Annotated in this window: 20 protein-coding genes and 1 riboswitch; of the genes, 13 read left to right on the top strand and 7 right to left on the bottom strand. The window is 73.2% G+C overall.

Features of this window, described 5'->3' with window-relative positions; genetic code table 11:
- The first annotated feature begins 141 nt into the window (after window positions 1–141).
- Window positions 142–582 (top strand): GtrA family protein, encoded by a 441-nt coding sequence (locus tag ABZ457_RS15150; RefSeq protein WP_359157906.1) that lies wholly within the window; start codon window positions 142–144, stop codon window positions 580–582.
- A gap of 27 nt (window positions 583–609) precedes the next feature.
- Here the strand turns inward: ABZ457_RS15150 and ABZ457_RS15145 are convergent, their stop codons facing one another.
- Both ABZ457_RS15145 and ABZ457_RS15140 read right to left on the bottom strand, forming a co-directional pair.
- Window positions 610–1,920 (bottom strand): polysialyltransferase family glycosyltransferase, encoded by a 1,311-nt coding sequence (locus tag ABZ457_RS15145; protein ID WP_359157903.1) that lies wholly within the window; start codon window positions 1,918–1,920, stop codon window positions 610–612.
- On the bottom strand, window positions 1,917–2,867 hold the full coding sequence (locus ABZ457_RS15140; RefSeq protein WP_359157901.1) for a glycosyltransferase family 2 protein: 951 nt from the start codon (window positions 2,865–2,867) through the stop codon (window positions 1,917–1,919). The genes ABZ457_RS15145 and ABZ457_RS15140 overlap by 4 nt, the downstream gene beginning before the upstream one ends.
- Before the next feature lie 242 nt (window positions 2,868–3,109).
- Between ABZ457_RS15140 and ABZ457_RS15135 the strand changes: the two genes are divergently transcribed.
- Together ABZ457_RS15135 and ABZ457_RS15130 are read left to right on the top strand one after the other, a co-directional pair.
- Entirely contained in the window at window positions 3,110–3,757 is a 648-nt protein-coding gene (locus ABZ457_RS15135) for a SurA N-terminal domain-containing protein (protein WP_359157899.1), read from the top strand.
- A 30-nt stretch (window positions 3,758–3,787) separates the two neighbouring features.
- Window positions 3,788–4,789 (top strand): nucleoside triphosphate pyrophosphohydrolase, encoded by a 1,002-nt coding sequence (locus ABZ457_RS15130; RefSeq protein WP_359157896.1) that lies wholly within the window; start codon window positions 3,788–3,790, stop codon window positions 4,787–4,789.
- Between the two features lie 29 nt (window positions 4,790–4,818).
- Here ABZ457_RS15130 and ABZ457_RS15125 read toward each other — a convergent pair whose 3' ends face one another.
- Window positions 4,819–5,472, bottom strand: coding sequence for a Uma2 family endonuclease (locus tag ABZ457_RS15125; RefSeq protein WP_359157894.1), 654 nt, complete (start codon window positions 5,470–5,472; stop codon window positions 4,819–4,821).
- Window positions 5,473–5,579: 107 nt separating this feature from the next.
- On the opposite strand from ABZ457_RS15125, the gene ABZ457_RS15120 reads away from it, so the two are divergent.
- The 7 genes from ABZ457_RS15120 to ABZ457_RS15090 all read left to right on the top strand — a co-directional run bounded on the left by ABZ457_RS15120 (window position 5,580) and on the right by ABZ457_RS15090 (window position 13,030).
- Complete coding sequence (locus tag ABZ457_RS15120) at window positions 5,580–6,872, top strand: cytochrome P450 (RefSeq protein WP_359157892.1); 1,293 nt, start codon at window positions 5,580–5,582, stop codon at window positions 6,870–6,872.
- 139 nt (window positions 6,873–7,011) lie between these two features.
- Entirely contained in the window at window positions 7,012–8,022 is a 1,011-nt protein-coding gene (locus ABZ457_RS15115; RefSeq protein ID WP_359157890.1) for a transglycosylase family protein, read from the top strand.
- Between the two features lie 273 nt (window positions 8,023–8,295).
- Window positions 8,296–8,469, top strand: a riboswitch (cyclic di-AMP (ydaO/yuaA leader).
- Window positions 8,470–8,472: 3 nt separating this feature from the next.
- Window positions 8,473–9,153 (top strand): transglycosylase family protein, encoded by a 681-nt coding sequence (locus ABZ457_RS15110; protein WP_359157888.1) that lies wholly within the window; start codon window positions 8,473–8,475, stop codon window positions 9,151–9,153.
- A 323-nt stretch (window positions 9,154–9,476) separates the two neighbouring features.
- Window positions 9,477–10,763 (top strand): phosphopyruvate hydratase, encoded by a 1,287-nt coding sequence (gene eno, locus ABZ457_RS15105; RefSeq protein WP_359157886.1) that lies wholly within the window; start codon window positions 9,477–9,479, stop codon window positions 10,761–10,763.
- 169 nt (window positions 10,764–10,932) lie between these two features.
- On the top strand, window positions 10,933–11,406 hold the full coding sequence (locus ABZ457_RS15100; RefSeq protein ID WP_359157882.1) for a septum formation initiator family protein: 474 nt from the start codon (window positions 10,933–10,935) through the stop codon (window positions 11,404–11,406).
- A 95-nt stretch (window positions 11,407–11,501) separates the two neighbouring features.
- Entirely contained in the window at window positions 11,502–12,089 is a 588-nt protein-coding gene (locus ABZ457_RS15095; protein ID WP_359157880.1) for a DUF501 domain-containing protein, read from the top strand.
- Between the two features lie 2 nt (window positions 12,090–12,091).
- Window positions 12,092–13,030, top strand: coding sequence for a Ppx/GppA phosphatase family protein (locus ABZ457_RS15090; RefSeq protein WP_359157984.1), 939 nt, complete (start codon window positions 12,092–12,094; stop codon window positions 13,028–13,030).
- 79 nt (window positions 13,031–13,109) lie between these two features.
- Here ABZ457_RS15090 and ABZ457_RS15085 read toward each other — a convergent pair whose 3' ends face one another.
- Complete coding sequence (locus ABZ457_RS15085; protein ID WP_359157878.1) at window positions 13,110–13,916, bottom strand: VOC family protein; 807 nt, start codon at window positions 13,914–13,916, stop codon at window positions 13,110–13,112.
- Between the two features lie 258 nt (window positions 13,917–14,174).
- Window positions 14,175–15,332 carry a S8 family peptidase gene (locus ABZ457_RS15080; protein WP_359157875.1) on the bottom strand — a complete coding sequence of 386 codons (1,158 nt, stop codon included), beginning with the start codon at window positions 15,330–15,332 and terminating at the stop codon, window positions 14,175–14,177.
- Window positions 15,333–15,991: 659 nt separating this feature from the next.
- On the opposite strand from ABZ457_RS15080, the gene ABZ457_RS15075 reads away from it, so the two are divergent.
- From ABZ457_RS15075 to ABZ457_RS15065, 3 genes are all read left to right on the top strand, one after another.
- Complete coding sequence (locus ABZ457_RS15075) at window positions 15,992–16,969, top strand: helix-turn-helix transcriptional regulator (RefSeq protein ID WP_359157873.1); 978 nt, start codon at window positions 15,992–15,994, stop codon at window positions 16,967–16,969.
- A 407-nt stretch (window positions 16,970–17,376) separates the two neighbouring features.
- Window positions 17,377–18,768: an NAD(P)/FAD-dependent oxidoreductase gene (locus tag ABZ457_RS15070; protein ID WP_359157871.1), complete on the top strand. Its 1,392-nt coding sequence runs from the start codon at window positions 17,377–17,379 to the stop codon at window positions 18,766–18,768.
- 249 nt (window positions 18,769–19,017) lie between these two features.
- On the top strand, window positions 19,018–20,325 hold the full coding sequence (locus ABZ457_RS15065; RefSeq protein ID WP_359157868.1) for a cyclopropane-fatty-acyl-phospholipid synthase family protein: 1,308 nt from the start codon (window positions 19,018–19,020) through the stop codon (window positions 20,323–20,325).
- Window positions 20,326–20,404: 79 nt separating this feature from the next.
- On the opposite strand, the gene ABZ457_RS15060 is transcribed toward ABZ457_RS15065, so the two are convergent.
- A complete protein-coding gene (locus ABZ457_RS15060) occupies window positions 20,405–22,936 on the bottom strand; it encodes an FtsX-like permease family protein (protein ID WP_359157865.1) in 2,532 nt (843 codons plus the stop codon).
- 175 nt (window positions 22,937–23,111) lie between these two features.
- Window positions 23,112–23,882, bottom strand: coding sequence for an ABC transporter ATP-binding protein (locus ABZ457_RS15055; RefSeq protein WP_359157863.1), 771 nt, complete (start codon window positions 23,880–23,882; stop codon window positions 23,112–23,114).
- Window positions 23,883–23,927 lie beyond the last annotated feature (45 nt).

Below are 23,927 nucleotides of genomic sequence, written 5' to 3'. Positions count from 1 at the left end.
CCCGGCGCGCGGATGTGCCACCCTTGCCCGTGGTGAAGGCGAACGACGCCGGCCTTCCCCCGCGCGAACGGCGCGCACGACGGGTACGACAGGGCAGTGCCAGGGCAGTGCAGGGAACGGGCGCGCGGAACGGGCAGGGCGATGACCACACGCGGCCAGATCATCCGCTTCGTCGCGGTCGGCGCGGTGAACACCGGGGTGTACTACGGCCTCTACCGGGCGCTGCTGACGGCCCTGCCGTACGTGGCCGCGCACATCGCCGCCTTCACCCTCTCCATGGTGGTGTCCTTCTTCCTGACCTCGTACGTCACCTACCGCACCCGGCCCACCTGGCGGAAGTTCCTGCTGTTCCCGCTGAGCAACGCGGCGAACTTCGTGATCACGACCGCGGGCGTCTACCTCCTGGTGGACGTGCTCGGCCTGGCCAGCACCTACGCGCCGCTGCTCGCGGCGGCGGCCGCGATCCCGGTGACCTTCCTGGTCTCCCGCCTGATCATGCTCGGCCCGGCCGCCCGCCGGACCGTGCCGCCGCCCGCCCCGGCGCCCCGCGCCCCGGAACGGGAGCGCACCCCGGTCGGCTGACGGCCACCCCGCCGTCCCCGCCCGCCCTCAGCGCAGCCGGCGGGCCACCTTCCGCACCACCGGGTTGCTCCGCAGCGCCGCTCCGCGTACCGGCTCCGGCGCGCCCGGCAGGCTCAGCGCGGCCAGCCTGCGCCGCTTGAACCAGCGGGTCAGCCGCTCCCGGGGCAGCGAGGCCAGCAGCGCGGCCGCCTCCTCCCGCAGCCCCGGGTGGGCCTGCGACTGCATGCAGTACCCGACCGCGCGCACCAGTGCCCCCACGTCCGCCGTGAGGTCCACCGGCCGCCCCGCCCGCTCCCGGTCGCCCACCTCGGGCACCAGCGCGTCGACCAGCGTCAGCGGCACCCGGTTGCTGTTCTGGTACGGCGCGATCCGCTCCAGCAGCAGTTCGGTGCCCACCCGGGCCGCCGGGATGCCGTAGAACGCCGCCGCCGTGATCATCGCCGTCGAGAAGCAGCCCACCACCAGCTCGGGCCGGGCCCGCTCGTACAGGGTCTCCGCCAGCACCGGGGCGCGCAGGACGTGCAGGGAGACGTCGAGCTCCGCCGCCAGCTCCTCCAGCGCGCGGGTGGAGTCCGCCGGGGCGCTGGGGTGCGGCTTGAAGGTGACCGTGCGGTGGCCGAGGGCGGCGGCGCCGCGCAGCATCCGCAGATGCAGCTCCTCCTCCTCGTCCCGGGTGATCAGCTCCAGCGCGGACAGGTACTGGCCCAGCAGCAGCGCCGTGGAGCGCTGCCCGCCCGTCTCGGCCGCCGCGCCGATCCCGGCGAGCACCGCCCGGAACTCCGCGTCGGGGACGGCGACCGGCGCCACGCCGTACTCCGCGAGCAGCAGGGGCCGCAGTCCGGGCACCAGGTCGAGGTGGATCAGCCGCCGGACCCGGCTGCTCAGCGGCAGCGGGAGGTGGTTGCGGGTCGGGCCGTAGCTCATCAGCCCGTCCGCGTACACGTCGACCGGGCTGTCCGCGAAGATCGTGGCGATCGCGCGGGAGGGGTTGGCCTGGATGGACTCGCAGGCGATCTCGACCCGCTCGTCCCCGAGGTCCCAGGCGAGCCGCAGGCTCCGCTCCCACAGGACCGCGTCCTGGGCGCGCGGCGACCAGCCGGCCGGGTGGTGGGGCCGGATCGTCTCGTTCCAGGAGCGGACCTCGTCGAACTCCCCGCGCAGGGCGTCGAATCCGGACATCCGGTCCAGCGGGACGCCCACCTCCGGGGCGGCCGAGGTGTCGCTCACCAGCAGAATTCGGCGGTTGCCCGCGCGCGTCCCGAAGAGCCCGGCGCGCAGCGCGGCGGTGACGGTGGCCGCGGCGTACTGGGTGGCGGCGCAGAAGATCTGGACGGTCATGCCGCGGCCTTCCGGACGAGGGCGCGCCGTTCGTCGTCGAGCCCGGTCAGGGCCCGCTCCAGTTCGGCGGCGGGGATCCGCCGGAGGGCGCCGGCGGTGCGGGTCATCAGTTCCCGGGCGACCGGGCGGCTGAAGCGGCGCCGGTCGCGGAGCTGGTGGGCGATCACGGCGCAGTAGCTGCGGACCGCCTTCGGCAGCAGCGCCTCGTGTTCCGGGTCGTCCGCGAGTTCGTCCAGGACCTGGTCGAAGGCCCGGACGAAGTCCAGCTGGCGCACGTCCCCGATCTGGGTGAGGGAGGTCGCCACCCCGCGCCGGTAGAAGATCCGGTGCTGGGAGACCACGGCGTACGACTCGGCCCTGCGGTGCAACTGCCAGATCCAGGGCCGGTCCTCCGCCGTGCGCAGCCCGTCGGTGAAGCGCAGCAGGCCCTGGTCGAGAAGGCGGGCGTCGTAGATCCCGGCCCAGGCGTACGGGTAGTCGACCATGCTCGACTCGTCGACGGGGAGGATCGAGGAGCGCGGGTCGAGGGGCACGTCCCGGCGGCCCTCGGGGGCGCGCTGGAGGGTGCGCCGGGTGCCGGTCGCCTGGACGTGGTCGGTGCGCACGAAGTCGACGCCGAGCCGGCCGATCGCCTCGACCAGCGCGGGGAGATGGCCCGGGCCCAGCCAGTCGTCCCCGTCGAGGAAGGTCAGATACCGCCCTCTCGCCCGGTCGATGCCGGTGTTGCGGGCCGAGGCGAGGCCCCGGTTCTCGTCGTGGCGGACGACGGTGCTGTGCGGGAGCCGGGCGGTGAGCGCGGTCAGGGCCTCGAAGGTGTCGTCGGTGGAGCGGTCCTCGACGAAGACGAACTCGAAGTCCTCGCGCGCGTTGTTCACCAGGCCCGCCACGGTCTCGGCGACGTACGCCGAGACGTTGTAGCAGGGGACGATGACGGAGAGCGTGGTCACCGGGCGAGGGTAGGGCGGCCCGGGGGAGGGGCCGCTGACGCGCGCGTGAGCGGCGGGTGAACGCCGGATGAGCGTCGGGGTGCCGATGCCCGTGCCCCGCCGCACGGGGTGTGCGGGGCACCGCATCCGTACCCCTCGGCGAATCGTTTGGCGAACCAGTGGCCTGCGCCACTCCGACTGCCTACCATCGATCACCGCAAGGCTTTGTGCACCGATGCACAAACTCTCCCCGGGAGGCTCCTTTGCACCGCCGCCGTCGCACCGCGCTCACCCTCACCGCGGCCCTCGCCGCCGCCGTCCCCCTCCTCGCCGCCTGCGGGAACGAGGCCCACCCCGGCGCCGCCGCCGTCGTCGGCGGGGAGCGGATCGAGGTGTCCACCGTGCAGGCGCAGGTGCGGGACGTACGCGACGCGCAGCAGTCCTCCGCGCAGGCGGCCCAGCTCATCAAGGACACCGGGCAGCTCGGCCGGGCCAAGCTGTACGACCTGATCGTGGACCGGGTGGTCACGAAGGCCGCCGACGACGCCGGGGTGACGGTGACCCGCAAGGAGGTCCAGGAGGCCCGGGCCGCCCTCGCCGAGCAGTCCGGCGGCGAGGAGCAGCTCGCCGCGATGTACCTCCAGCAGCGCGGGGTCGCCCCCGACCAGCTGGACGACGTGATCCGCCGGGACGTCCTGGTGGGCAAGCTCGCCGAGTCCCTGGGCGCGACCAACACCCCCGAGGGCCAGCAGGAGATGAACGAGGCGTTCACCGCCGCCGCGAAGTCCCTCGACATCGACGTCAACCCGCGCTTCGGCGCCTGGAACGACGCCAAGCTGGAGCTGGGCGCCTACCAGGCTCCCTGGATCACCCAGGTCACCGAGGAGCCGGAGCCCGCGACCGGGGCCTGACGCGCTCCGGGCCCGGGGTAGGTTCGAGGAGTGACCGAAGAAGCCTCCGCGACCGTGCCCGACTCCTGCGATGCCGGCCGGCTCGTCCTGCTCACCGCGAGCCACCGGGTCGCCCCCGGGCTGCTGTCCTGGCCCGCCTGGCGGGTCCTGCGCGCGGCGGACCTGGTGCTCTGCGCCGACGCGGCCCACCCCCAGCTGCCGTATCTGCGGGAGGCGGGCGTCGCGGTGGAGCACGGGGTGCCGGGCGCGGAGGAGCTGGTGGCCGCGTGCGCGGGCGGGCGGACGGTGGTCGTGGTCACCTCGGGCACGGGGGACCAGCCGCTGACCGACGGGCTGGCCCGCCTCGGCGGCTCGGGCCGGGTGGCGATGCCGGAGCTGGAGCTGCTGCCCGGCTCCTACGACCTGCCGGGCGCCCGGCTGCTGGACCTGGTCGAGGTCATGGACCGCGTCCGGCGCGAGTGCCCGTGGACCTCGCGGCAGACGCACCGGGGGCTGGCCAAGTACGGCATCGAGGAGGCGTACGAACTCGTCGAGGCCATCGAGGACGGCGACCGCACCGAGCTGCGCGAGGAGCTGGGGGACGTCCTGCTCCAGGTCGTCTTCCACGCCCGGATCGCGGAGGAGGACGCGGAGGAGCCGTTCTCGGTGGACGACGTGGCCGCGACGATCGTGGAGAAGCTGATCCACCGGCATCCGCACGTCTTCGGCGACGAGAGTGCCGAGACCCCGGAGGACGTGCACGCGCACTGGCTGCGCACCAAGGCGATCGAGAAGCAGCGCGCCTCCGTCACCGACGGCGTCCCGCTGGGCCAGCCCGGCCTGGCCCTCGCCGCGAAACTGGCCTCCCGCGTCCGCGCGGCGGACCTCCCCGTGGACCTCCCGGCGGGCGAGGGCATCGGCTACGACCTCCTCCGCCTCGCGGTCCGCGCCGAGGCCGACGGCACCGACCCGGAAGCCGCCCTCCGCGCGGCGGCCCGCGCCTACCGCGACGCGATCCGCACGGCGGAGTCGGCCGGACCCGCCCCGGCCTGACCGCCGCCACGGGAGCGGGTCCGCGTGCGTCAGTCCTGGGCGGGGCCCCGGCGCCGGTCCATCGAGGTCAGGTCGACGTCGATCGGGTAGGGGACCTCCGCCTTGAGCCGGCTGTGGTGGATGCCGGTCACCGCGTATGTACCGGTGGCGGGGTCGAGTTCGTAGACGTAGACGACCGGTGCGTCGCCGTTCTTCTCCACCCGCCAGAAGTGGCGGATGCCGGCGGCGGCGTACTTGCGGGGCTTCAGCTCACGGTCCCGCTGGACGGACTCCTCGGAGACGATCTCGACGGCGAGCAGGATGTCCTCGGGGGCGTACCAGGTCTGCTCGGGGCCGGTCAGCGCACTCTCCCGTACCACCATGAGGTCGGGCTCGGGGCGGTCGCGCTCGCCGAGCTTCGTCGTCATCTCCCGGACGACGTACAGATGCTCCGGCACCTGCTGCGCCAGCGCGTTCTCCAGCAGGCGCAGCGCGGCCATGTGGAAGAGAGTCTGCGGACTCACGAAGAACAGGCCCCCGTCGATCAGCTCGGTGTGCGGTGGGAGACCCTTGATCCGGTCGAGGTCGTCCGCCGTCCACCCGCCGCGCGGCGGCACCGGGAAGACGTACTGCTCCCCGGCGGACTCCTCCCGGTCCTCCCGGTCGTCCTGCTCGTCCCGGTGGCCCTCGGCTGCGGCACTCATCAGCGCTCCCATGCGACGGAGTCTGGCGCGTACCGTCAGCCTACCCAGGGGGAATGCCGGGACGTCCGCCGAAGGAGTGATCACGGCGGGGGCGCTACCGTCGTCGCATGCACGACCAGCCGCCCCCCACCCCGCCCGTTCCCGTCGCGCCCGCGCTGTTCACCTGGGAGTTCGCGACCGATCCCTACCCCGCCTACGCGTGGCTGCGGGAGCTTTCGCCGGTGCACCGGACGGAGCTGCCGTCCGGGGTGGAGGCGTGGCTGGTGACGCGGTACGCGGACGCGCGGCAGGCGCTCGCGGACCAGCGGCTGTCCAAGAACCCGGCGCACCACGCCGGGCCCGCGCACGCCAAGGGGAAGACGGGGATCCCGGGGGAGCGCAAGGCGGAGCTGATGACGCATCTGCTGAACATCGACCCGCCGGACCACACCCGGCTGCGCCGGCTGGTGTCGAAGGCGTTCACCCCGCGCAGGGTCGCCGCGTTCGCGCCCCGGGTGCAGGAGCTGACGGACCGGCTCATCGACGGGTTCGCCGGGCGCGGGGAGGCGGACCTCATCCATGAGTTCGCGTTCCCGCTCCCCATCTACGCCATCTGCGACCTGCTCGGCGTCCCGCGCGAGGACCAGGACGACTTCCGGGACTGGGCGGGCATGATGCTGCGACATTTCACACCGGGACAAGGCGGCGGCCCGCGCGGCGGGGTGGCCCGTTCGGTGAAGAAGATGCGCGGCTATCTCGCCGAACTCATCCATCGCAAGCGGGAGTCGCTGGGGGAGGAAGGGGAGGACGACCTCATCTCCGGCCTCATCCGGGCCTCCGACCACGGTGAGCACCTCACCGAGAACGAGGCCGCCGCGATGGCGTTCATCCTTCTCTTCGCCGGGTTCGAGACCACGGTCAACCTCATCGGCAACGGTGTCCACACCCTGCTGAACCACCCCGCGCAGCGGGCTCGGCTCCAGGCGTCGCTGGCGGCGGGGGAGGAGGGGTTGCTCGCGACCGGGGTGGAGGAACTCCTGCGCTACGACGGGCCGGTGGAGCTGGCGACCTGGCGGTTCGCCACCGAGCCGCTGACCCTGGGCGGGCAGCGCATCGCGGCCGGCGACCCGGTGCTCGTGGTGCTCGCGGCCGCCGACCGGGACCCCGCGCGGTTCGCGGAGCCGGACACCCTGGACCTGTCCCGCCGGGACAACCCGCATCTGGGATACGGGCACGGCATCCACTACTGCCTCGGTGCCCCGCTCGCCCGCCTGGAGGGGCAGACCGCGCTGGCGACGCTGCTGACCCGGCTGCCCGATCTGCGCCTTGCGGGTGATCCGGGTGATTTGCGGTGGCGTGGGGGGCTCATCATGCGCGGATTGCGCACTCTGCCCGTTGAGTTCACACCCCAAACAAACTGACGGTCCGTCAATTCTGTGACTTTCACGTGATCTGCGCTGCATCGACTTGTGACTCACGTTCGAATGCGGCTACGTTCACCCCCACCCGGAGACCTCACGAGGTCACACGGGTCCCCGTAGTCACGCGAAAGGCAACTGCATGCTCTCCGGGAACGGACGCCACCGCCGCCCCCGTCAGGCACCGGCCATCGTCGTCGCGGCGGGGGTGACCGGATCGGCCATCGCCATCCCGCTGCTCGGCGCGGGCTCCGCGTCCGCTGCCGACGCCGCCACCTGGGACCGGGTCGCCGAGTGCGAGTCCGGCGGCAACTGGACGATCGACACCGGTAACGGCTACTACGGCGGCCTCCAGCTCTCCCAGGAGAACTGGGAGGACTTCGGCGGCACCGCCTACGCGGAGCGGGCCGATCTGGCCAGCCGGTCCCAGCAGATCGCCGTCGCCGAGAAGGTCCTCCAGGCGCAGGGACCCGAGGCATGGCAGGCGTGCGCGGTGGTGGGCGGTCTGACGGCGGACGGGGACGCCGACCCGGGTGTCCAGCCCGGCGACCTGCTCCCCTCCGAGCCCGCCCCCTCCACCACCCCCGACGCGGACACCGGCACCGGCACCGGCTCCGACGGAACGGACCGCGACTCCGCGAAGAGCGGCTCGGTCGACGAGACCGACGGGACCGACGGGACCGGCTCCGGTGAGACGGGCGCTCCCGAGGGCGGCGCCCCGGACGCCACGGAGAAGGAGGAGGAGCCCGCCAAGGAGGTGGACCCCTCCGCCGACGCGGACGCCGGCGGCTCCGCCCCCGAGGGCGAGCAGGCCGTGCCCGAGGGCACCGGCAAGCACCGCGGCACCCCGGCCCCCGAGGAGTCGGAGACCGCGACTCCGGAAGCCACGGACCAGGACAATGCGGACGTATCCCGCGAGAACGGCCGTCATGCCTCACGAGGTGACGGATCGGCACGTGACGGTGTGACCGGGGCCGCACCCGAGGGCACGTACACGGTCCAGGACGGCGACAACCTCTGGACGATCGCCGCCGACCGGGAGGTCCCGGGCGGCTGGGCGGCTCTCTACGCCGCGAACGAGGAGACCGTGGGCGGCGACCCGGACCTCATCCTCCCCGGTCAGAGCCTCGATCTCGGCCTGGGCCAGGAGTAGTTCACCCCGCCGTTTCGTCGGGTAATGTCCGTTCTGTGCAAGTGAGACAAGGGTCTCTTTGCCGCAACTGGCCCCTTTCGCCCGCCGATTTCGGTCATCTCGACCACGACCTGCGGAAACACCCCGCACCCGCCCGGCGGTTCGTCCGTTTTCTCCCCGATGTTCCTCTTTGAACATCGGGGAGACGTGTGTTTACGGTCTGAACCGCTCGCCACCGGTGGGCACCGCTGACCGTCACGCCGAATCCTGCCGTCGGTCGGGGGAACAGTCGTCGCTGGAACAGCGCCGTAGGCAGGAGCGGGGGACCCAGGTAAGTGCCGGTCCCGGCCGCCCGCGAGGGAGGGTCGAGAACGGCTTGGGGTGAAGCCGCGCACCACGAGTGCGCGGCCGGGCACCTTTCCGGCCCGAACCCGACAGCTCACCTCGTAGGCGTCGGTGAGGAGACGATTCATGCTGCGTTCCGGCATCGCCAAGCACCGCCGCCCGTCGAAGATGACCCGTGTCGCCGCCCTCGTGGGCATCACCGGTGCGGCCGTCGCCGCCCCGCTGATCGGCGCGACCTCCGCCTCCGCCGCCACGGCCTCCGAGTGGGACGCCGTCGCCCAGTGCGAGTCCGGCGGCAACTGGTCCATCAACACCGGCAACGGCTACTACGGCGGTCTGCAGTTCTCCGCCTCCACCTGGGCCGCGTACGGCGGCACCGCGTACGCCGCCTCCGCCGACCAGGCCTCCAAGTCCCAGCAGATCGCCGTGGCCGAGAAGGTCCTCGCGGGCCAGGGCAAGGGCGCCTGGCCGAGCTGCGGCGTCAACCTGTCCAGCACCCCGTACGGCGGCGGCGCCGCCGAGCAGCCGAAGGAGCGCGCCGAGGCCCCGACCACCCGCTCCGAGCGGTCCGAGGCCCCGAAGAAGTCCGCCCCGGCCGCCCCGAAGGCCGAGTCCGCGCCGAAGGGCGGGGCCAAGGGCTTCAAGAAGGGCGACGGCGAGTACAAGGTCAAGGCCGGCGACACCCTCAGCGGGATCGCCGAGGCCGAGAAGGTCGACGGCGGCTGGAAGAAGCTGTTCGAGCTCAACAAGGACATCCTGGAGAGCGCCGACATCATCCACCCGGGTCAGCAGCTCCACCTGAGCTGACCCCTCCCTCCCGTCACCGGGGGGACCTCCCCCCACCCGCCCCGACGGGCACCGGCGACCCCGGTCCGGCGTGCCTTCCCCCGTACACGCCGGGCCGGGGTTCCGTCCGTCCGGGCCGGCCCCGAGGGCCCGGCAGCCGGCCCCCGCGGCCGGGGTCCGGGCGCGGAGGCTGGGGTTCCGCCCCTTTCTCCGCTCTTGATGTCCTTTTTCGTCCCAGGGAGCGGGCATCGGGCGGCCTTTCCCTCCGGTGCGGTTAGGCTCTTGCCGCAAGGCCAAGCAGACCTCTGCACCTATCTCGCGTCACATCCCAGAAGGAGATGCTCGTGCCGTCCATCGACGTCGTCGTAGCCCGGGAAATCCTGGACTCCCGAGGCAACCCCACGGTCGAGGTCGAGGTCGGCCTCGACGACGGCAGCACCGGTCGTGCTGCCGTTCCGTCCGGCGCCTCCACCGGTGCGTTCGAGGCCCTGGAGCTCCGCGACGGGGACCAGAACCGCTACCAGGGCAAGGGCGTCGAGAAGGCCGTCCTCGCCGTCATCGAGCAGATCGGCCCGGAGCTCGTCGGCTACGACGCCACCGAGCAGCGCCTGATCGACCAGGCGATGTTCGACCTGGACGCCACCCCGGACAAGTCCTCCCTCGGCGCCAACGCCATCCTCGGCGTCTCCCTCGCCGTCGCGCACGCCGCCTCCGAGGCGTCCGACCTGCCGCTCTTCCGCTACCTCGGCGGCCCGAACGCGCACCTGATGCCCGTTCCGATGATGAACATCCTGAACGGCGGCTCGCACGCCGACTCCAACGTGGACATCCAGGAGTTCATGATCGCGCCGATCGGCGCCGAGTCCTTCTCCGAGGCCCTGCGCTGGGGCACCGAGGTCTACCACACCCTCAAGAAGGTGCTGAAGACCAAGGGCCTGTCCACCGGCCTCGGCGACGAGGGCGGTTTCGCGCCGAACCTCGACTCCAACCGCGCCGCCCTCGACCTCATCATCGAGGCGATCAAGGAGGCCGGTTACGCCCCCGGCAAGGACATCGCGCTGGCGCTCGACGTCGCCGCCTCCGAGTTCTACAAGGACGGCGTCTACGAGTTCGAGGGCAAGTCCCGCTCGGCCGCCGAGATGACCGAGTACTACGAGGAGCTTGCCGCCGCGTACCCGCTGGTCTCCATCGAGGACCCGCTGTTCGAGGACGACTGGGCCGGCTGGAAGGTCCTCACCGACCGCCTCGGCTCCAAGGTCCAGATCGTCGGCGACGACCTCTTCGTCACCAACCCGGAGCGCCTGGCCCGCGGCATCGAGGACGGCGCCGCCAACGCCCTGCTCGTCAAGGTCAACCAGATCGGCTCGCTGACCGAGACCCTGGACGCCGTCGAGCTGGCCCAGCGCAACGGCTTCAAGTGCATGATGTCCCACCGCTCCGGCGAGACCGAGGACGTCACCATCGCCGACCTGGCCGTCGCCACCAACTGCGGCCAGATCAAGACCGGCGCCCCGGCCCGCTCCGAGCGCGTCGCCAAGTACAACCAGCTCCTGCGCATCGAGGAGATCCTGGACGACGCGGCGGTGTACGCGGGCCGTTCGGCGTTCCCCCGCTTCCGCTACGAGGGCTGACAGGCACAGCCGTTACGAGGGCTGACGCTCTCCCGGCGGACACCGCCGCCCCGCGCGGGCGGTGTGACCCCGCCTCCGTACGTCCCCGTCCCCGGTCCCGTACCGTGTCCGGGGACGTACGCGTGTGCAGCGGCGCGCGCGAGGAGCGGGAAGTTGGGGAGGCGAGCCCATGGGGCGCAGGCCGGAGCCGGACCGGTTCTCCACCGCGACCAGGCTGCGGCTGCTCGGGGAGCAGACCGCGGCCCGCGTCTACCGCTCCCAGAGCCGCCGCCAGGACCGCCGCTCCCGGCTCACCGGCCGGGCCGCGTTCCTCGCGCTCGTCGTCTGCTCCCTGGTCGTCGCCCTCGCCTACCCGATGCGGCAGTACGTCTCCCAGCGGGCGGAGATCGCCGAGCAGGAGCGCCTCATGGAGGAGGCGCGCGCGCAGGTCGAGCACCTGCGGGACGAGAAGGCCCGCCTCCAGGACGACGCCTACGTCCGGCGCCTCGCCCGTGAGCACCTGCACTATGTGCTCCCCGGGGAGACCGGCTACACCGTGATCGACCCCGAGGCGGCCGAGGAGCGCCGCCGCGACCCGGAGGCGGGCGACCGCCCCTGGTACTCCAACGTCTTCAACGGCGTCGACAACGCCGACCGCAAGTAGCGCGCGGCACGCCGACACCGCCGCCGCCCGGCCGCCCCCGCGCCGGCGGCCCGCCCACCAGCCCACCCACCAGCGGACACAGCAGCAAGGCAGGCATGGAAACCCCTCCTCCCACCACCGAGCACACCGCGCCGAGTGACGCGGACATCATCGCGTTCGAGCAGCAGCTCGGCCGGCCGCCCCGCGGCCTGCGGACGATCGCCCACCGCTGCCCCTGCGGGCAGCCGGACGTCGTCGAGACGGCTCCCCGCCTGCCCGACGGCACCCCCTTCCCGACGCTGTACTACCTGACCTGCCCGCGTGCCGCCTCCGCGATCGGCACGCTGGAGGCCAACGGCGTGATGAAGGAGATGCAGGCCCGGCTCGCCACCGACCCGGAGCTGGCCGACGCCTACCGCTCGGCGCACGAGGACTACCTCGCCCGCCGGGACGCGATCGAGGTGCTCCGGGGCTTCCCCAGCGCGGGCGGTATGCCGGACCGGGTGAAGTGCCTCCATGTCCTGGTCGGCCACTCGCTGGCCGCCGGCCCCGGGGTCAACCCCTTCGGCGACGAGGCCCTGGCGATGCTCCCCGAGTGGTGGCGCAAGGGCCCGTGCGTCACGGGCTGCGACCCGAAGCCCGCCGACGCGGACGCCCCGCAGGGCGCCACCGGCGACGCCCCGGGCCAGGGGGCGGGCGCGTGAGCGTGACCCGGGTCGCCGCCGTGGACTGCGGCACCAACTCCATCCGCCTGCTCGTCGCCGACGTCGACACCGCCACCGGCCGGCTGACCGACCTCGACCGGCGGATGACCATCGTCCGCCTCGGCCAGGGCGTCGACCGCACCGGCCGGCTCGCCCCCGAGGCGCTGGAGCGCACCTTCACCGCCTGCCGCGAGTACGCCGGGGTGATCAAGGAACTGGGCGCCGAGACCGTCCGCTTCGTCGCCACCTCCGCCTCCCGTGACGCCGAGAACCGCGCGGAGTTCGTCGCCGGGGTCCTGGACATCCTGGGCACCGAGCCGGAGGTGATCACCGGGGACCAGGAGGCCGAGTTCTCCTTCACCGGCGCCACCCGCTCGCTCACCGGCCGGACCGACCTGCCCAGGCCGTACCTGGTGGTGGACATCGGCGGCGGCTCCACCGAGTTCGTCGTCGGCGAGGACCACGCCCGGGCCGCCCGGTCCGTGGACATCGGCTGCGTCCGCCTCACCGAGCGGCACGCGCCGTCCAGCCCGGCGACCGAGGCGCAGATCACGGCGATCCGCGCCGACATCGAGGCGGCCCTCGACCTCGCGGCCGAGTCCGTCCCGCTGACCGGGGCCCGCACCCTGGTCGGCCTCGCCGGCTCGGTGACCACGGTCGCCGGGATCGCCCTGGGGCTCGACGCGTACGACTCCGAGGCGATCCACCACGCGCGGATCTCCTACGAGCAGGTCGCCGAGGTCACCGCGATGCTGCTGGGCGCGACCCACGACGAGCGCGCGGCGATCGGCGTGATGCACCCCGGCCGGGTCGACGTGATCCAGGCCGGGGCGCTGGTGCTGCGCACGATCATGGAGCGGGCGGGGGCCCGGGAGGTCGTGGTCAGCGAGCACGACATCCTGGACGGCATCGCCTACAAGGCCGCCGAGGGCTGGATCTGAGCACGCGGCGCGCCCTCCCGGGTACCCCGACGGGTCGGCGGGGTCGGCGGGATCAGTGGGGCCGGCGGGGCCGGCGGGGTCAGCCCGCCGGCTCCGCCGGCTTGAGGACGACGAACTCCGCGCCCGCCGGGTCCGTGCACACCGCGAGGCGGCCGACGCCCTCCGCGTCCTCCGGTCCCATGGAGAGGGAACCGCCGCTCTCCCGGACCTTCGCCACGGTCGCGTCGCAGTCCTCGGTGACGAAGACCGGGTGCCAGTAGGGCTTGTTCTCCCCCGAGGCGAACAGCTCCGGGGTGCCCATCACCCCGCCGAACATACGCTCATCCGACTGTCCGGCGGGCGTCACCATCGTGTATGTCCCGCCGCCGCCGGGGAGTTCCATGTCCTGGCCGGTCCAGCCGAAGACCTCGCCGTAGAAGCGCTGCGCGGCGGGCGAATCGGTCGTCATCAGCTCGATCCAGCCGAGGGTGCCGGGGCCGTCGACCGCCTGGAACCCGGCGAAGCCGCCCGGCTCCCACACGGCGAACTGCGCGCCCTGCGGGTCGGTGAGCTGCGCGAGCCGGCCGAACTCGGTGTCGCCCCAGGGCTCGCCGCGCACCGAGCCGCCCGCCTGCTCCACGGCGCGGACCGTGTCGTCGAGGACCGGGGTGTGGAAGTACGCCGTCCAGGCCGACTTGGCGCCCTCCTCGGTGAGCTTGCCGACCGCCGCGACGACCTTGCCGTCCCGCTCGAAGAGCCGGTAGTCGCCGTCACCCTCGTTCCCGCCGCCCGCGGCCTGGGCCGTCCACCCGAACACGGAACCGTAGAAGTCCGCGGCGGCGCCGACGTCCGGCGCGCCCAGGTCGAGCCAGCAGGGGGAACCGGGCACGAAGTCCGTGGTGATCATGGTTGCCCTCGCTTTCCGGGAGAGGAGCGGTGGGGGGCGGGGGCCCGCGCCGCTCGGGCGGGGCACTCCCCTTCCCAGCCTGGCACCGCGCGCCGGAACCCGCGCGCCGACGCGCCTGCCCCGGGGCGGACGCCCACGACGGCCGCCCGGCCGGTCCGATGGACCGGCCGGGCGGGTTCCGGCTTCCCCCGTGCCCCTCCTCGGCGCCGGATCGGGAGTGGACTGGTGGCCCCGGGGCGTCCCCCGGGGCCCTGGGCGTCAGAGGGTGGACTTGAACAGCAGCCGGTTCGGGGTGCCGCTGACATTGCCGCCGATGACGTTGGTGGTCGCGTGGGAGATCAGCCAGTTGTTCACGGTGGCGCTGGACGCGTCCCCGTTGGCCGACTTGTAGAGCGCGGCCACGCCCGAGACGTGCGGCGAGGCCATCGAGGTGCCGCTCATCGAGGTGGAGCCGCCGCCGGCCCGGGCCGAGGTGATGCTCACGCCGGGGGCGTAGATGTCGGCGCAGTTGCCCCAGTTGCTGAAGCTCGCCTTGCGGTCGGAGGAGTCGGACGCGGCGACCGTGATGGTCCCGGCGGCGCTGGCGGGCGAGTAGTTGCACGCGTTCCGGTTGTCGTTGCCCGCCGCGACGGCCAGGTGGACACCGGAGTTGGCCAGGTTGGTGGCCGCGTTGTTCAGCGCCTGCGAGTAGCCGCCGCCGAGGGAGGCGTTGGCGACGGCGGGCTTCACGGCGTTCTGCCGGACCCAGTCGAACCCGGCGATGATGCCCGAGAAGGAGCCGGAGCCCTGGCAGTTGAGCACCCGGACACCGCGGAGCTGGACGCCCTTGGCCACGCCGTAGGTACTGCCGCCGACCGTTCCGGCGACATGGGTGCCGTGGCCGTTGCAGTCCTGGCCGTTGCCGCCGAAGGCGTCGAAGACGTTGCGGGCCCGGCCGCCGAAGTCGGCGTGCGCGGTGTCGATCCCGGTGTCGATGATGTACGCGGTGACGCCGGAACCGTTGCGGTTGTACGTGTACGAGCCGTCCCGGCCGGTGCGCTGGTCGATGCGGTCCAGGCCCCAGGGGGCGTTGTACTGGGTGGCGACGGAGGCGACCTTCTGGTCCTCCTCTATGGACACCACACGGGAGTCGGCCCGCACCCGGGCGAGCTGGGCGGCCGTCAGGTCGGCGGCGAAGCCGTTGACGACCTCCTCGTAGACGTGCAGGGCGGTGAGCGACCGCGCCTTCAGCACGGCCGCCGGGTCGGCGTTCCCGGCGAGCGTGACGATGTAGCGGCCCTTGATCTCCTGGGCGGCGGGGGCGTCGGCGACCGCGACGAGCGGGGTGGGCTCGGCGGCGGAGGCGGCGGATCCGAGTGCCGGGGTCAGGGCCAGCGGCATGGCCAGGACGAGGGCACCGAGGTGGGTTCTGCGCATGGAGAAGCTGACACCTTTCGTGGGACCGGCCACGGGGACGCCGGGCCGGCGAGTGGGGGAGCGCACGCCCCGCCGGCAGAACGGTGGGTGGCCGCCTGCCGGGGAGGCGGGACGTGGCGCGGAAGGTGGAACAGCACGCTGTGGGCCCCTCGCGAGGGGGCGGCACCGGCCGCGGGGACGGGATCGCCGCCCGGCGGCTCCGGCGCGTCGACCGGTACGCGGCGCCAACATAGCGGCGCCGCGCCCCCGTTGACCACGGCCGTTTCGGGCATGACCCCAACCGGCCACGAGGGCGGGCCGGAGGCCCGCGCGAAGGGGACGGACCCGCGCGGGCCCGGGCCTGCGCCGGCTGGGTGGTCCTGCGGGCGGTCCGCGCCCGGGCGGGCGGGCCGCTCGGCGCCCCCGGCCGTGCCCTCGGTCGCCGCCGGGGGCGCGGCCCTTGCGTCCGGGCCGTGCCCTGGACAGGGCGCAGGGTGCCGCGCTGCACCGCTGGACCGGCACGCCACGCCGGGGCGGGGTGTTCGCCCCGCCATGGGCATGGTCGTCGCGCCGAGGCGGGGGCCGCGTGAGCCCGGGCCCGCGCCCGGGTGGGGCGGCCCCGCCCGTACCCCCCCGCACGGCCCTGGTCGGGGGCGGTGAGGCCGCCTAGGGTCGGCGGCATGCCGGTTACGCAGCGGGACGAACCCGGTGGGGAGGACCGGGCCCCCGGGCCCGGTCTGCCCGGGGGTGAGGAGGTGCCGCCCGAGGTGCGGCGGTGGCTGGCCGAGCGGCGGCTGATCGCCGGTCCGGACGGTGACGGCGGCCCCGCCGACGACCGCGTCGGCGCGCCGGAGCGCGCCCTGCACGAGCTGCTCGCCGGGCAGCGCGCCCAGCTCGGCGCCCTGCACCGCAATCTCGACGCCCTCGGCGACGTCCTGCGGCTCCTGCCCGATCTGCGGCAGGCCGGCCGGGAGACCCTGGAGGCGGAGTTCTACGCGGACCGCGCCCGGCTGCGCAGCCGGATGGAGGACCTGGACGCGCTGTGCCGGAACGAGATCCTCGCCATGCGCTCGTCGTTCGCCGCCCCCGAGGTGCTGGACGCGGGCCTCCCCGAGGACCTGCGCATGCTGGAGCGCGGGGTCTCCATGCTGCTGCTCGTGTCCACCCGGGCCGCCCGTCTCACCGGAGCGGCCCGCTACCTCTCCGTCCTGCTGGAGCACGGCGCGCGGATACGTCTCGCCACCACCGTCCCGCTCCATCTGAACGTCGTGGACCGGGCGGTCACCGTGCTGGCGCTCGGCCCCGCCCGGCCGCGCGGAGAGCAGGCGGAGGACGTGATCCTGCACGGCGCCCGGCTCGCCGGGTGCTTCGCGCAGGTCTTCGACCACCACTGGAGCACCGCCCGGCCCTACGAGCCGCACGCCGCCCACGGCCACGGCGCCCGGCCGCCCGCCGGCGCCGCGGAAGAGTGGACGCCCCGGGAGCGCGAGGTGCTGGCCCTGCTGGCGGCCGGTGCCAAGGACGAGGCGATCGCCCGGCGGCTCGGCTGTTCGGAGCGGACCCTGCGCCGGCTGCTGACCGGGCTGGTCGCCAAGCTGGGGGCCGAGAGCCGCTTCGCCGCCGGGGTCCGGGCCGCCCGCCTCGGCCTGGTCGACTGAGCCCTCCGCACCGGCCCCCGGGGCCCCGGAACCCGGCCCGTGGAGCCCCCGGACGCGCCCTCGGAAGAAAGTTCGTGAAGTTCTTCACAAGGAATTCGGTCCCGAGGGGCCCTTCCGGCCCTTGAAATCCCCTCCGCAGCCGCCCGCTGGGCTTCGGAAGGCGGGGCGCGCGCGGGCGCAGGGCCTTCCGCGCGCCCCCGTCAGGGCCCCGCGAGAAGCGCTCGCGGCCGCGCCCACGGCCCTTCGGTCCAGCTCACGCGGGGTGCACAACGTGTCATGCCCCCTCCGGGTTCCCTCCCGGCACCATGACCTGGGTCACGTGGGCGGCGGAGTGTAGCAGAGCACACCGGCAACCTTGTGAAGGGGCTCACGAAGGGGGGTGCCGGGGTGGGTGGATACTCGATGGCATGAGCACCACGGAGCGTCCCCGGATCCTCGTTGTAGGCGGTGGGTACGTAGGCCTGTACGCGGCACGTCGCATCCTGAAGAAGATGCGGTACGGCGAGGCGACCGTCACGGTCGTCGACCCGCGCTCGTACATGACGTACCAGCCCTTCCTCCCCGAAGCTGCCGCCGGCAGCATCTCGCCTCGGCATGTCGTCGTCCCGCTGCGACGCGTGCTGCCCAAGGCTGAGGTCCTCACCGGTCGCGTCACGACCATCGACCAGGACCGCAAGGTCGCGACGATCGCCCCGCTGGTCGGCGAGGCGTACGAGCTGCCCTTCGACTACCTGGTGATCGCGCTCGGCGCCGTCTCCCGTACCTTCCCGATCCCCGGCCTCGCCGAGCAGGGCATCGGCATGAAGGGCATCGAGGAGGCCATCGGCCTGCGCAACCACGTCCTGGAGCAGCTCGACAAGGCCGACTCGACGACCGACGAGGAGGTCCGCCGCAAGGCGCTCACCTTCGTCTTCGTCGGTGGCGGCTTCGCCGGCGCCGAGACGATCGGTGAGGTGGAGGACCTGGCCCGCGACGCGGCCAAGTACTACAACAACGTCAAGCGCGAGGACATGCGCTTCATCCTCGTCGACGCCGCCGACAAGATCCTTCCCGAGGTCGGCCCGAAGCTGGGCGCGTACGGCAAGGAGCACCTGGAGGCCCGCGGGGTCGAGGTCTACCTCTCGACGTCCATGGACTCCTGCGTCGACGGCCACGTGGTGCTGAAGAACGGCCTGGAGGTCGACTCCAACACCATCGTGTGGACCGCCGGTGTGAAGCCGAACCCGGCCCTGGCCCGCTTCGGCCTGCCGCTCGGCCCCCGCGGCCACGTGGACTGCAACGAGAAGCTCCAGGTCAACGGCACCGACTACATCTGGGCCGCGGGCGACAACGCCCAGGTCCCGGACATGGCCGCCCGCGCGGCCGGTGTCGAGAACGCCTGGTGCCCGCCGAACGCCCAGCACGCGCTGCGTCAGGCGAAGGTCCTCGGCGACAACGTCATCTCCGGGATGCGCGGCTTCCCGCAGGAGACGTACAAGCACGCCAACAAGGGCGCGGTCGCCGGGCTCGGCCTGCACAAGGGCGTCGCGATGATCGTCATGGGCAAGATGAAGATCAAGCTCAAGGGCCGTCTCGCCTGGTACATGCACCGTGGCTACCACGGTCTGGCCATGCCGACCTGGAACCGCAAGATCCGCGTCTTCGCGGACTGGACCCTCGGCATGTTCCTCAAGCGCGAAGTCGTCTCCCTCGGTGCGATGGAGACCCCGCGCGAGGAGTTCTACGAGGCGGCCAAGCCGACCCCGGCCCCCGCGCCCGCCGCCGTGAAGCCGGAGGCCGAGAAGGCCAAGGCTTCGTAGGACACCGCACAGCCCCGAAGGGGCCGCCTGCCATCCGTGGTGCAGGCGGCCCCTTCGGCGTACCCGGCCCCGCCGCCCCCGTACGCACCGCAGTCCCGACCGCCCCGGGAAGCGCCCCGACCGCCCCGTGAACCCGCCCCGCCGTACGCACCGTCGCCGGGAAGCCCCCGGGCCGGTCACTCTGTTGTCGGTAGTGAGCGTTTCGTGAGCAAGCATCGCGTGGGATCCAGCGTCACGGAGGTGTGTGCCATGGCCGGTGCCGCAGTGCGGCTGACCACTCTCGCCGAGGAACTGCTGGGGGCGCCGTTCCCGGTCCGCGTCCGGGCCTGGGACGGCAGCGAGGCCGGCCCGCCGGCCGGCGGCCCCGTCCTCGTCGTCCGCCACCGCCGTGCGCTGCGGCGGCTGCTGTGGCGGCCCGGCGAGCTGGGGCTCGCCCGCGCCTGGGTCGCCGGGGAACTCGACGTGGACGGCGACCTCTACACCCTCCTCGGTCGGCTCGCCGGGACCCTGTGGGACCGGGAACCGGACGCGCCGGCCGTGCACCCCCTGCGGGACCCCGGGACCCGCGCCGCCGCCCGCGAACTTCTGCGCCTCGGCGGCCCGCTGCCCCCGCCCCCGCCGCCCCCCGAGGAGTCCCGCCGGCGGTCCGGGCCCCTGCACACCCGCCGCCGGGACCGCGCGGCCGTCAGCCACCACTACGACGTGGGCAACGCCTTCTACGAGCTGGTCCTCGGCCCGTCGATGGTCTACTCGTGCGCCTACTGGGACGCGCCGGACGGCACCCTGGAGGACGCCCAGCGGGACAAGCTCGACCTGGTCTGCCGCAAGCTCGCGCTGCGCCCGGACGACCGGCTGCTGGACGTCGGCTGCGGCTGGGGCTCGATGGCCCTGCACGCGGCCCGCGCGTACGGCGCCCGCGTCACCGGCGTCACCCTCTCCCGGGAGCAGGCCGCCTACGCGCGCAAGCGGATCGCCGAGGAGGGCCTGACCGACCGCGTGGAGATCCGGGTGCAGGACTACCGGGACGTCCGCGACGGCCCGTACGAGGCGATCTCCTCCGTCGGCATGGCCGAGCACGTCGGGGAGGTCCGCTTCGGCGAGTACGCCCGGCAGCTGCACTCCCTGCTCGCGCCGGGCGGCCGGCTGCTCAACCACCAGATCGCGCGCCGCCCCGAGCCCGACGAGTCCGGCTACCGCCTCGACGACTTCATCGACCGCTATGTCTTCCCCGACGGCGAACTCCTCCCGCTGGGCCGCACGGTCGCCGGGCTGGAGGACGCGGGCTTCGAAGTCCGTGACGTGGAGGCGATCCGCGAGCACTACGCCCGCACCCTGCGCGCCTGGGTCGCCAACCTGGAGTCCTCCTGGGCGGCGGCGGTCCGCGCCACCACACCCGGGCGGGCCCGGGTGTGGCGCCTCTATATGGCCGCCTGCGCCCTCGCGTTCGAACGCAACCGCATCGGCGTCAACCAGATCCTGGCCGTCCGCCCCCTCCCCACGGGCCCCTCCGGCCTCCCGCCCCGCACCCGCACCTGGACGGCCGACGGCTCCGCCTGAGCCCCGTCCCCGGAACGGCGGAGGGCCGGGCACCCGCTGGGTGCCCGGCCCTCCGCCGTGTCCTCGCGTCCCCCGGACGCTACTCCGTCTTGATCGCCCGGAGCATGTTCAGCCGCGCCGCGCTCCGCGCCGGCCACAGCGAGGCGAGCACGCCCACCAGCCCGGCCAGCAGCAGGAAGACCGCGATCCGGTCCCACGGCAGGACCAGCTCGTACGCCGGGATGCTGTCCCGGATCGACTCACCGACCGCCCAGCCGAGGAACGAGCCCAGCCCGATGCCGACCAGCGCGCCGAAGAGCGAGATCACGACCGCCTCCAGCCGCACCATCCGCTTGACCCGGCGCCGGTCCAGACCGATCGCGCGGAGCATGCCGATCTCCTGCTGCCGCTCGAAGACGGACATCGCCAGGGTGTTGACGACGCCGAGGACCGCGATGATCAGGGCCATCGCCAGCAGCGCGTACATGATGTTCAGCATCGTGTTGATCATGCCGCCGAGTTGGTCGCGGATGTCCTGGTGGTCCATCACGTTGATCGCCGGGTTCTCACCGAGCGCGCTGATCAGGGCCTTCTCGTTGGCCGCGGTCCGGCCGCCGTCCGTCTTCACGAAGATCTCGCGGATGTACGGCTTGGCCTCGTGCTCCTTCACCACGGAGGTGTCCACGAGCACGGGCGAGAGGAACTCGGTGCCCTTGAAGACCGCGCCGACCTCCAGGGTGTCCTTCTTCTCGTCGTTGTAGACGACCGGCAGCCGGTCCCCGACCTTCCAGCCGTGCTTCTTCGCGGAGTCCTCGGCGACCGCGATCCGGCCCTCGGCGAGGGAGGCCGTGCTGCCGCTGACCACGTCGACGCGGAGCACCTTGTCGATCGCGCCCGGGGTGACGGCCGAGGCGGAGGCGAACTCGCCGTCCAGTTCGAAGTAGACGGCCTGCTGCGGTGAGACCGCCACGGCGCCGGGGGCCTTCTCCAGGGCGGTGACGGCGGACCGGTCGAGGTCGCCGCCGTTCGCCATGGTGACCATGTAGTCGGCCTTGATCTGGTCCGTGGTCGTCTTGTCGATCGCCTGGCCGACGGTCACACCGAGCACCGACAGGCCGGTGACCAGGGTCAGACCGATCGCCAGCGCGGAGGCGGTCGCGCCGGTGCGGCGCGGGTTGCGGACCGCGTTCAGGCCGGCCAGCTTGCCGGACACCCCGAACGGGCCCACCAGCAGCGGCCGCACCAGGGCGATGACCGGCCGGGAGAGCAGCGGAATCAGGATGATCACACCGATGAGGGCGAAGAACGCGCCCGCCGCGATGTAGTAGCGGCCCGTCTCACCGGCCGTGCCGGCGCCCGCGACGATCCCGAAGGCGCCGAGGGCGGTGATCGCCGCGCCGATCGAGTTCCGCACCACCAGGGACTTGGTGGTGGCGGCCGCGTGGACGCTGCTCATCGCCGCGACCGGCGGGATCTTCGCGGCCCGGCGGCCGGGCAGCCACGCGGCGAGCATGGTGATCAGCACACCGACCGCGAGGGAGGCGACGACCGGCGTCGCCGAGAGGACCAGCGGCCCGGCCGGGATCTTCATGTCGAAGGCGTTCATACCGGAGCGCAGCCCCAGCGCCAGCCCGACGCCGAGGACGAAGCCGACGGTGGCGGCGACGAGTCCGACGAGCGCGGCCTCCAGGAGCACCGAGCGGGTGATCTGCCTCCGGGAGGCGCCCACCGCCCGCATCAGGGCCAGCTCCTTGGTGCGCTGGGCGACCAGCATCGTGAAGGTGTTGGAGATCAGGAAGACACCGACGAACAGGGCGATGCCGGCGAAGGCGAGCAGCACCTGGCTGAGCGCGCTGAGGCCCTGCTCGATGTCCCGGGCCTCCTCGGCCGCGAGCGCCTGACCGGTCTTGGCCTCGGCCTCCTCGGGGACCAGCGGCTCGACGGCGTCCAGGATCGCGCCGGCGTCCGCGCCGGGGGCGGCGGTGACGGTCAGGGCGCTGTAGTAGCCGGGCTTGAGGTACTGCTTCTGAGCCACGGGGGTGTCGAAGAGGACCAGGCTGCCGCCCGCGTTGACCGCGCCGTCCTTGGTGGTGAACACCCCGCTGAGGGTGTACTCCTGCACCGGGCCGTTGGTCGCGACGCGCACCCGGTCGCCGACCTTGTACTCGCCCTTGGCGGCCGAGTCCTTGTCCAGGGCGACCTGGTCGGCCTGCACGGGGCCGGAGCCCTCGGTGAAGGTGTAGGCCGGGTCCTCGCCGTCCTTGCCGGGGGCGAAGTTGGCGCCCCTGTTGGACCAGCCGACGCCGATCAGCTTGCCGTCCGGGTCGGCGACACCGGCGAAGCCGTCGACGCGGCCGTAGGCGCCGGCGACGCCGTCCAGGCCGCGGATTTCGTCCACCGCCTTCTGGGAGAGGCCGGGCTCCTTGCCCGGGTCGTCCGCGCTCGCGTAGGAGGTCACGGCGACGGCCACGTCGTCGTAGCTCTTCGCGGACTGGTTGCGGAAGGCATGGGAGAGGGTGTCGGTGAAGACCAGGGTGCCGGAGACGAAGGCGACGCCGAGCACCACGGCGAGCACGGTCATCAGCAGCCTGGCCTTGTGCGCGAGCACATTGCGCAGGGCGGTACGGAACATGGTGTGTCCTGGGGAGGGATGCCGGCGCAGGCCGGACAGGGCCCGTGGCGCGGTGGCCGCGGGTCCGACGACTGAGGTGGGTTCCTGGGTGCGGTGCCCGGCGGAAGGGGGGCCGGTCACCGGGCGGCGGGCCGGGGGGCGCGGACGCGCCGGCCGGGCGCCGTGGCGGCGCGCGTCAGCTGGTGCGGCCCTTGGCGTCGAAGTCCTTCATACGGTCGAGGACGCCGTCCGCGGTCGGGTTCAGCATCTCGTCGACGATCCGGCCGTCGGCCAGGAAGATCACCCGGTCCGCGTAGGAGGCGGCGACCGGGTCGTGGGTGACCATCACGACGGTCTGGCCGAGTTCGCGCACGGAGTTGCGCAGGAAGCCGAGCACCTCGGCGCCCGAGCGGGAGTCCAGGTTTCCGGTGGGCTCGTCACCGAAGATGATCTCCGGCTGGGAGGCGAGGGCGCGGGCGACGGCGACGCGCTGCTGCTGGCCGCCGGACAGCTCGGTCGGCCGGTGCCCGAGCCGGTCCCGCAGACCGACCATGTCGATGACCCGCTGCACCCACTCCGCGTCGGGCTTGCGGCCCGCGATGTCCATCGGGAGGGTGATGTTCTCCTTCGCGGTGAGCATGGGCAGCAGGTTGAACGCCTGGAAGATGAAGCCGATCTTGTCCCGGCGGAGCTGGGTGAGCTGCTTGTCCTTGAGCGAGCCGAGCTCGGTCTCACCGATGCGCACCGAGCCCGAGCTGAAGCTGTCGAGACCGGCGACGCAGTGCATCAGCGTCGACTTGCCCGAGCCCGAGGGGCCCATGATCGCGGTGAACTCGGCCTGCTGGAAGTCCACGCTGACCCGGTCCAGGGCGACCACCTGGGTCTCGCCCTGTCCGTACACCTTGGACAGTTCCGTGGCGCGGGCGGCCACGGCGGTGGCGCGGTGAGCGAGGGAAGTGGTGGTCACGGAAGTGCTCCTGTCGGGACGTGCTGAAGGGGACCGTTCCATCGT

The organism is Streptomyces sp. NPDC005805, assembly GCF_040630445.1.
Classification (GTDB): Bacteria; Actinomycetota; Actinomycetes; order Streptomycetales; family Streptomycetaceae; genus Streptomyces.
Note: the sequence above shows the minus strand (reverse complement) of the source record. Positions and strands in the feature narration are given on the sequence as shown.

Excerpts from the sequence above, each read along its gene's own strand:
- ABZ457_RS15150 (WP_359157906.1), top strand. The coding sequence starts at position 142 with ATGACCACACGCGGCCAGATCATCCGCTTCGTCGCGGTCGGCGCGGTG.
- ABZ457_RS15145 (WP_359157903.1), bottom strand. The coding sequence starts at position 1,920 with ATGACCGTCCAGATCTTCTGCGCCGCCACCCAGTACGCCGCGGCCACC.
- ABZ457_RS15125 (WP_359157894.1), bottom strand. The coding sequence starts at position 5,472 with ATGAGTGCCGCAGCCGAGGGCCACCGGGACGAGCAGGACGACCGGGAG.
- ABZ457_RS15120 (WP_359157892.1), top strand. The coding sequence starts at position 5,580 with ATGCACGACCAGCCGCCCCCCACCCCGCCCGTTCCCGTCGCGCCCGCG.
- ABZ457_RS15115 (WP_359157890.1), top strand. The coding sequence starts at position 7,012 with ATGCTCTCCGGGAACGGACGCCACCGCCGCCCCCGTCAGGCACCGGCC.
- ABZ457_RS15110 (WP_359157888.1), top strand. The coding sequence starts at position 8,473 with ATGCTGCGTTCCGGCATCGCCAAGCACCGCCGCCCGTCGAAGATGACC.
- ABZ457_RS15100 (WP_359157882.1), top strand. The coding sequence starts at position 10,933 with ATGGGGCGCAGGCCGGAGCCGGACCGGTTCTCCACCGCGACCAGGCTG.
- ABZ457_RS15095 (WP_359157880.1), top strand. The coding sequence starts at position 11,502 with ATGGAAACCCCTCCTCCCACCACCGAGCACACCGCGCCGAGTGACGCG.
- ABZ457_RS15085 (WP_359157878.1), bottom strand. The coding sequence starts at position 13,916 with ATGATCACCACGGACTTCGTGCCCGGTTCCCCCTGCTGGCTCGACCTG.
- ABZ457_RS15080 (WP_359157875.1), bottom strand. The coding sequence starts at position 15,332 with ATGCGCAGAACCCACCTCGGTGCCCTCGTCCTGGCCATGCCGCTGGCC.
- ABZ457_RS15075 (WP_359157873.1), top strand. The coding sequence starts at position 15,992 with ATGCCGGTTACGCAGCGGGACGAACCCGGTGGGGAGGACCGGGCCCCC.
- ABZ457_RS15070 (WP_359157871.1), top strand. The coding sequence starts at position 17,377 with ATGAGCACCACGGAGCGTCCCCGGATCCTCGTTGTAGGCGGTGGGTAC.
- ABZ457_RS15065 (WP_359157868.1), top strand. The coding sequence starts at position 19,018 with ATGGCCGGTGCCGCAGTGCGGCTGACCACTCTCGCCGAGGAACTGCTG.
- ABZ457_RS15060 (WP_359157865.1), bottom strand. The coding sequence starts at position 22,936 with ATGTTCCGTACCGCCCTGCGCAATGTGCTCGCGCACAAGGCCAGGCTG.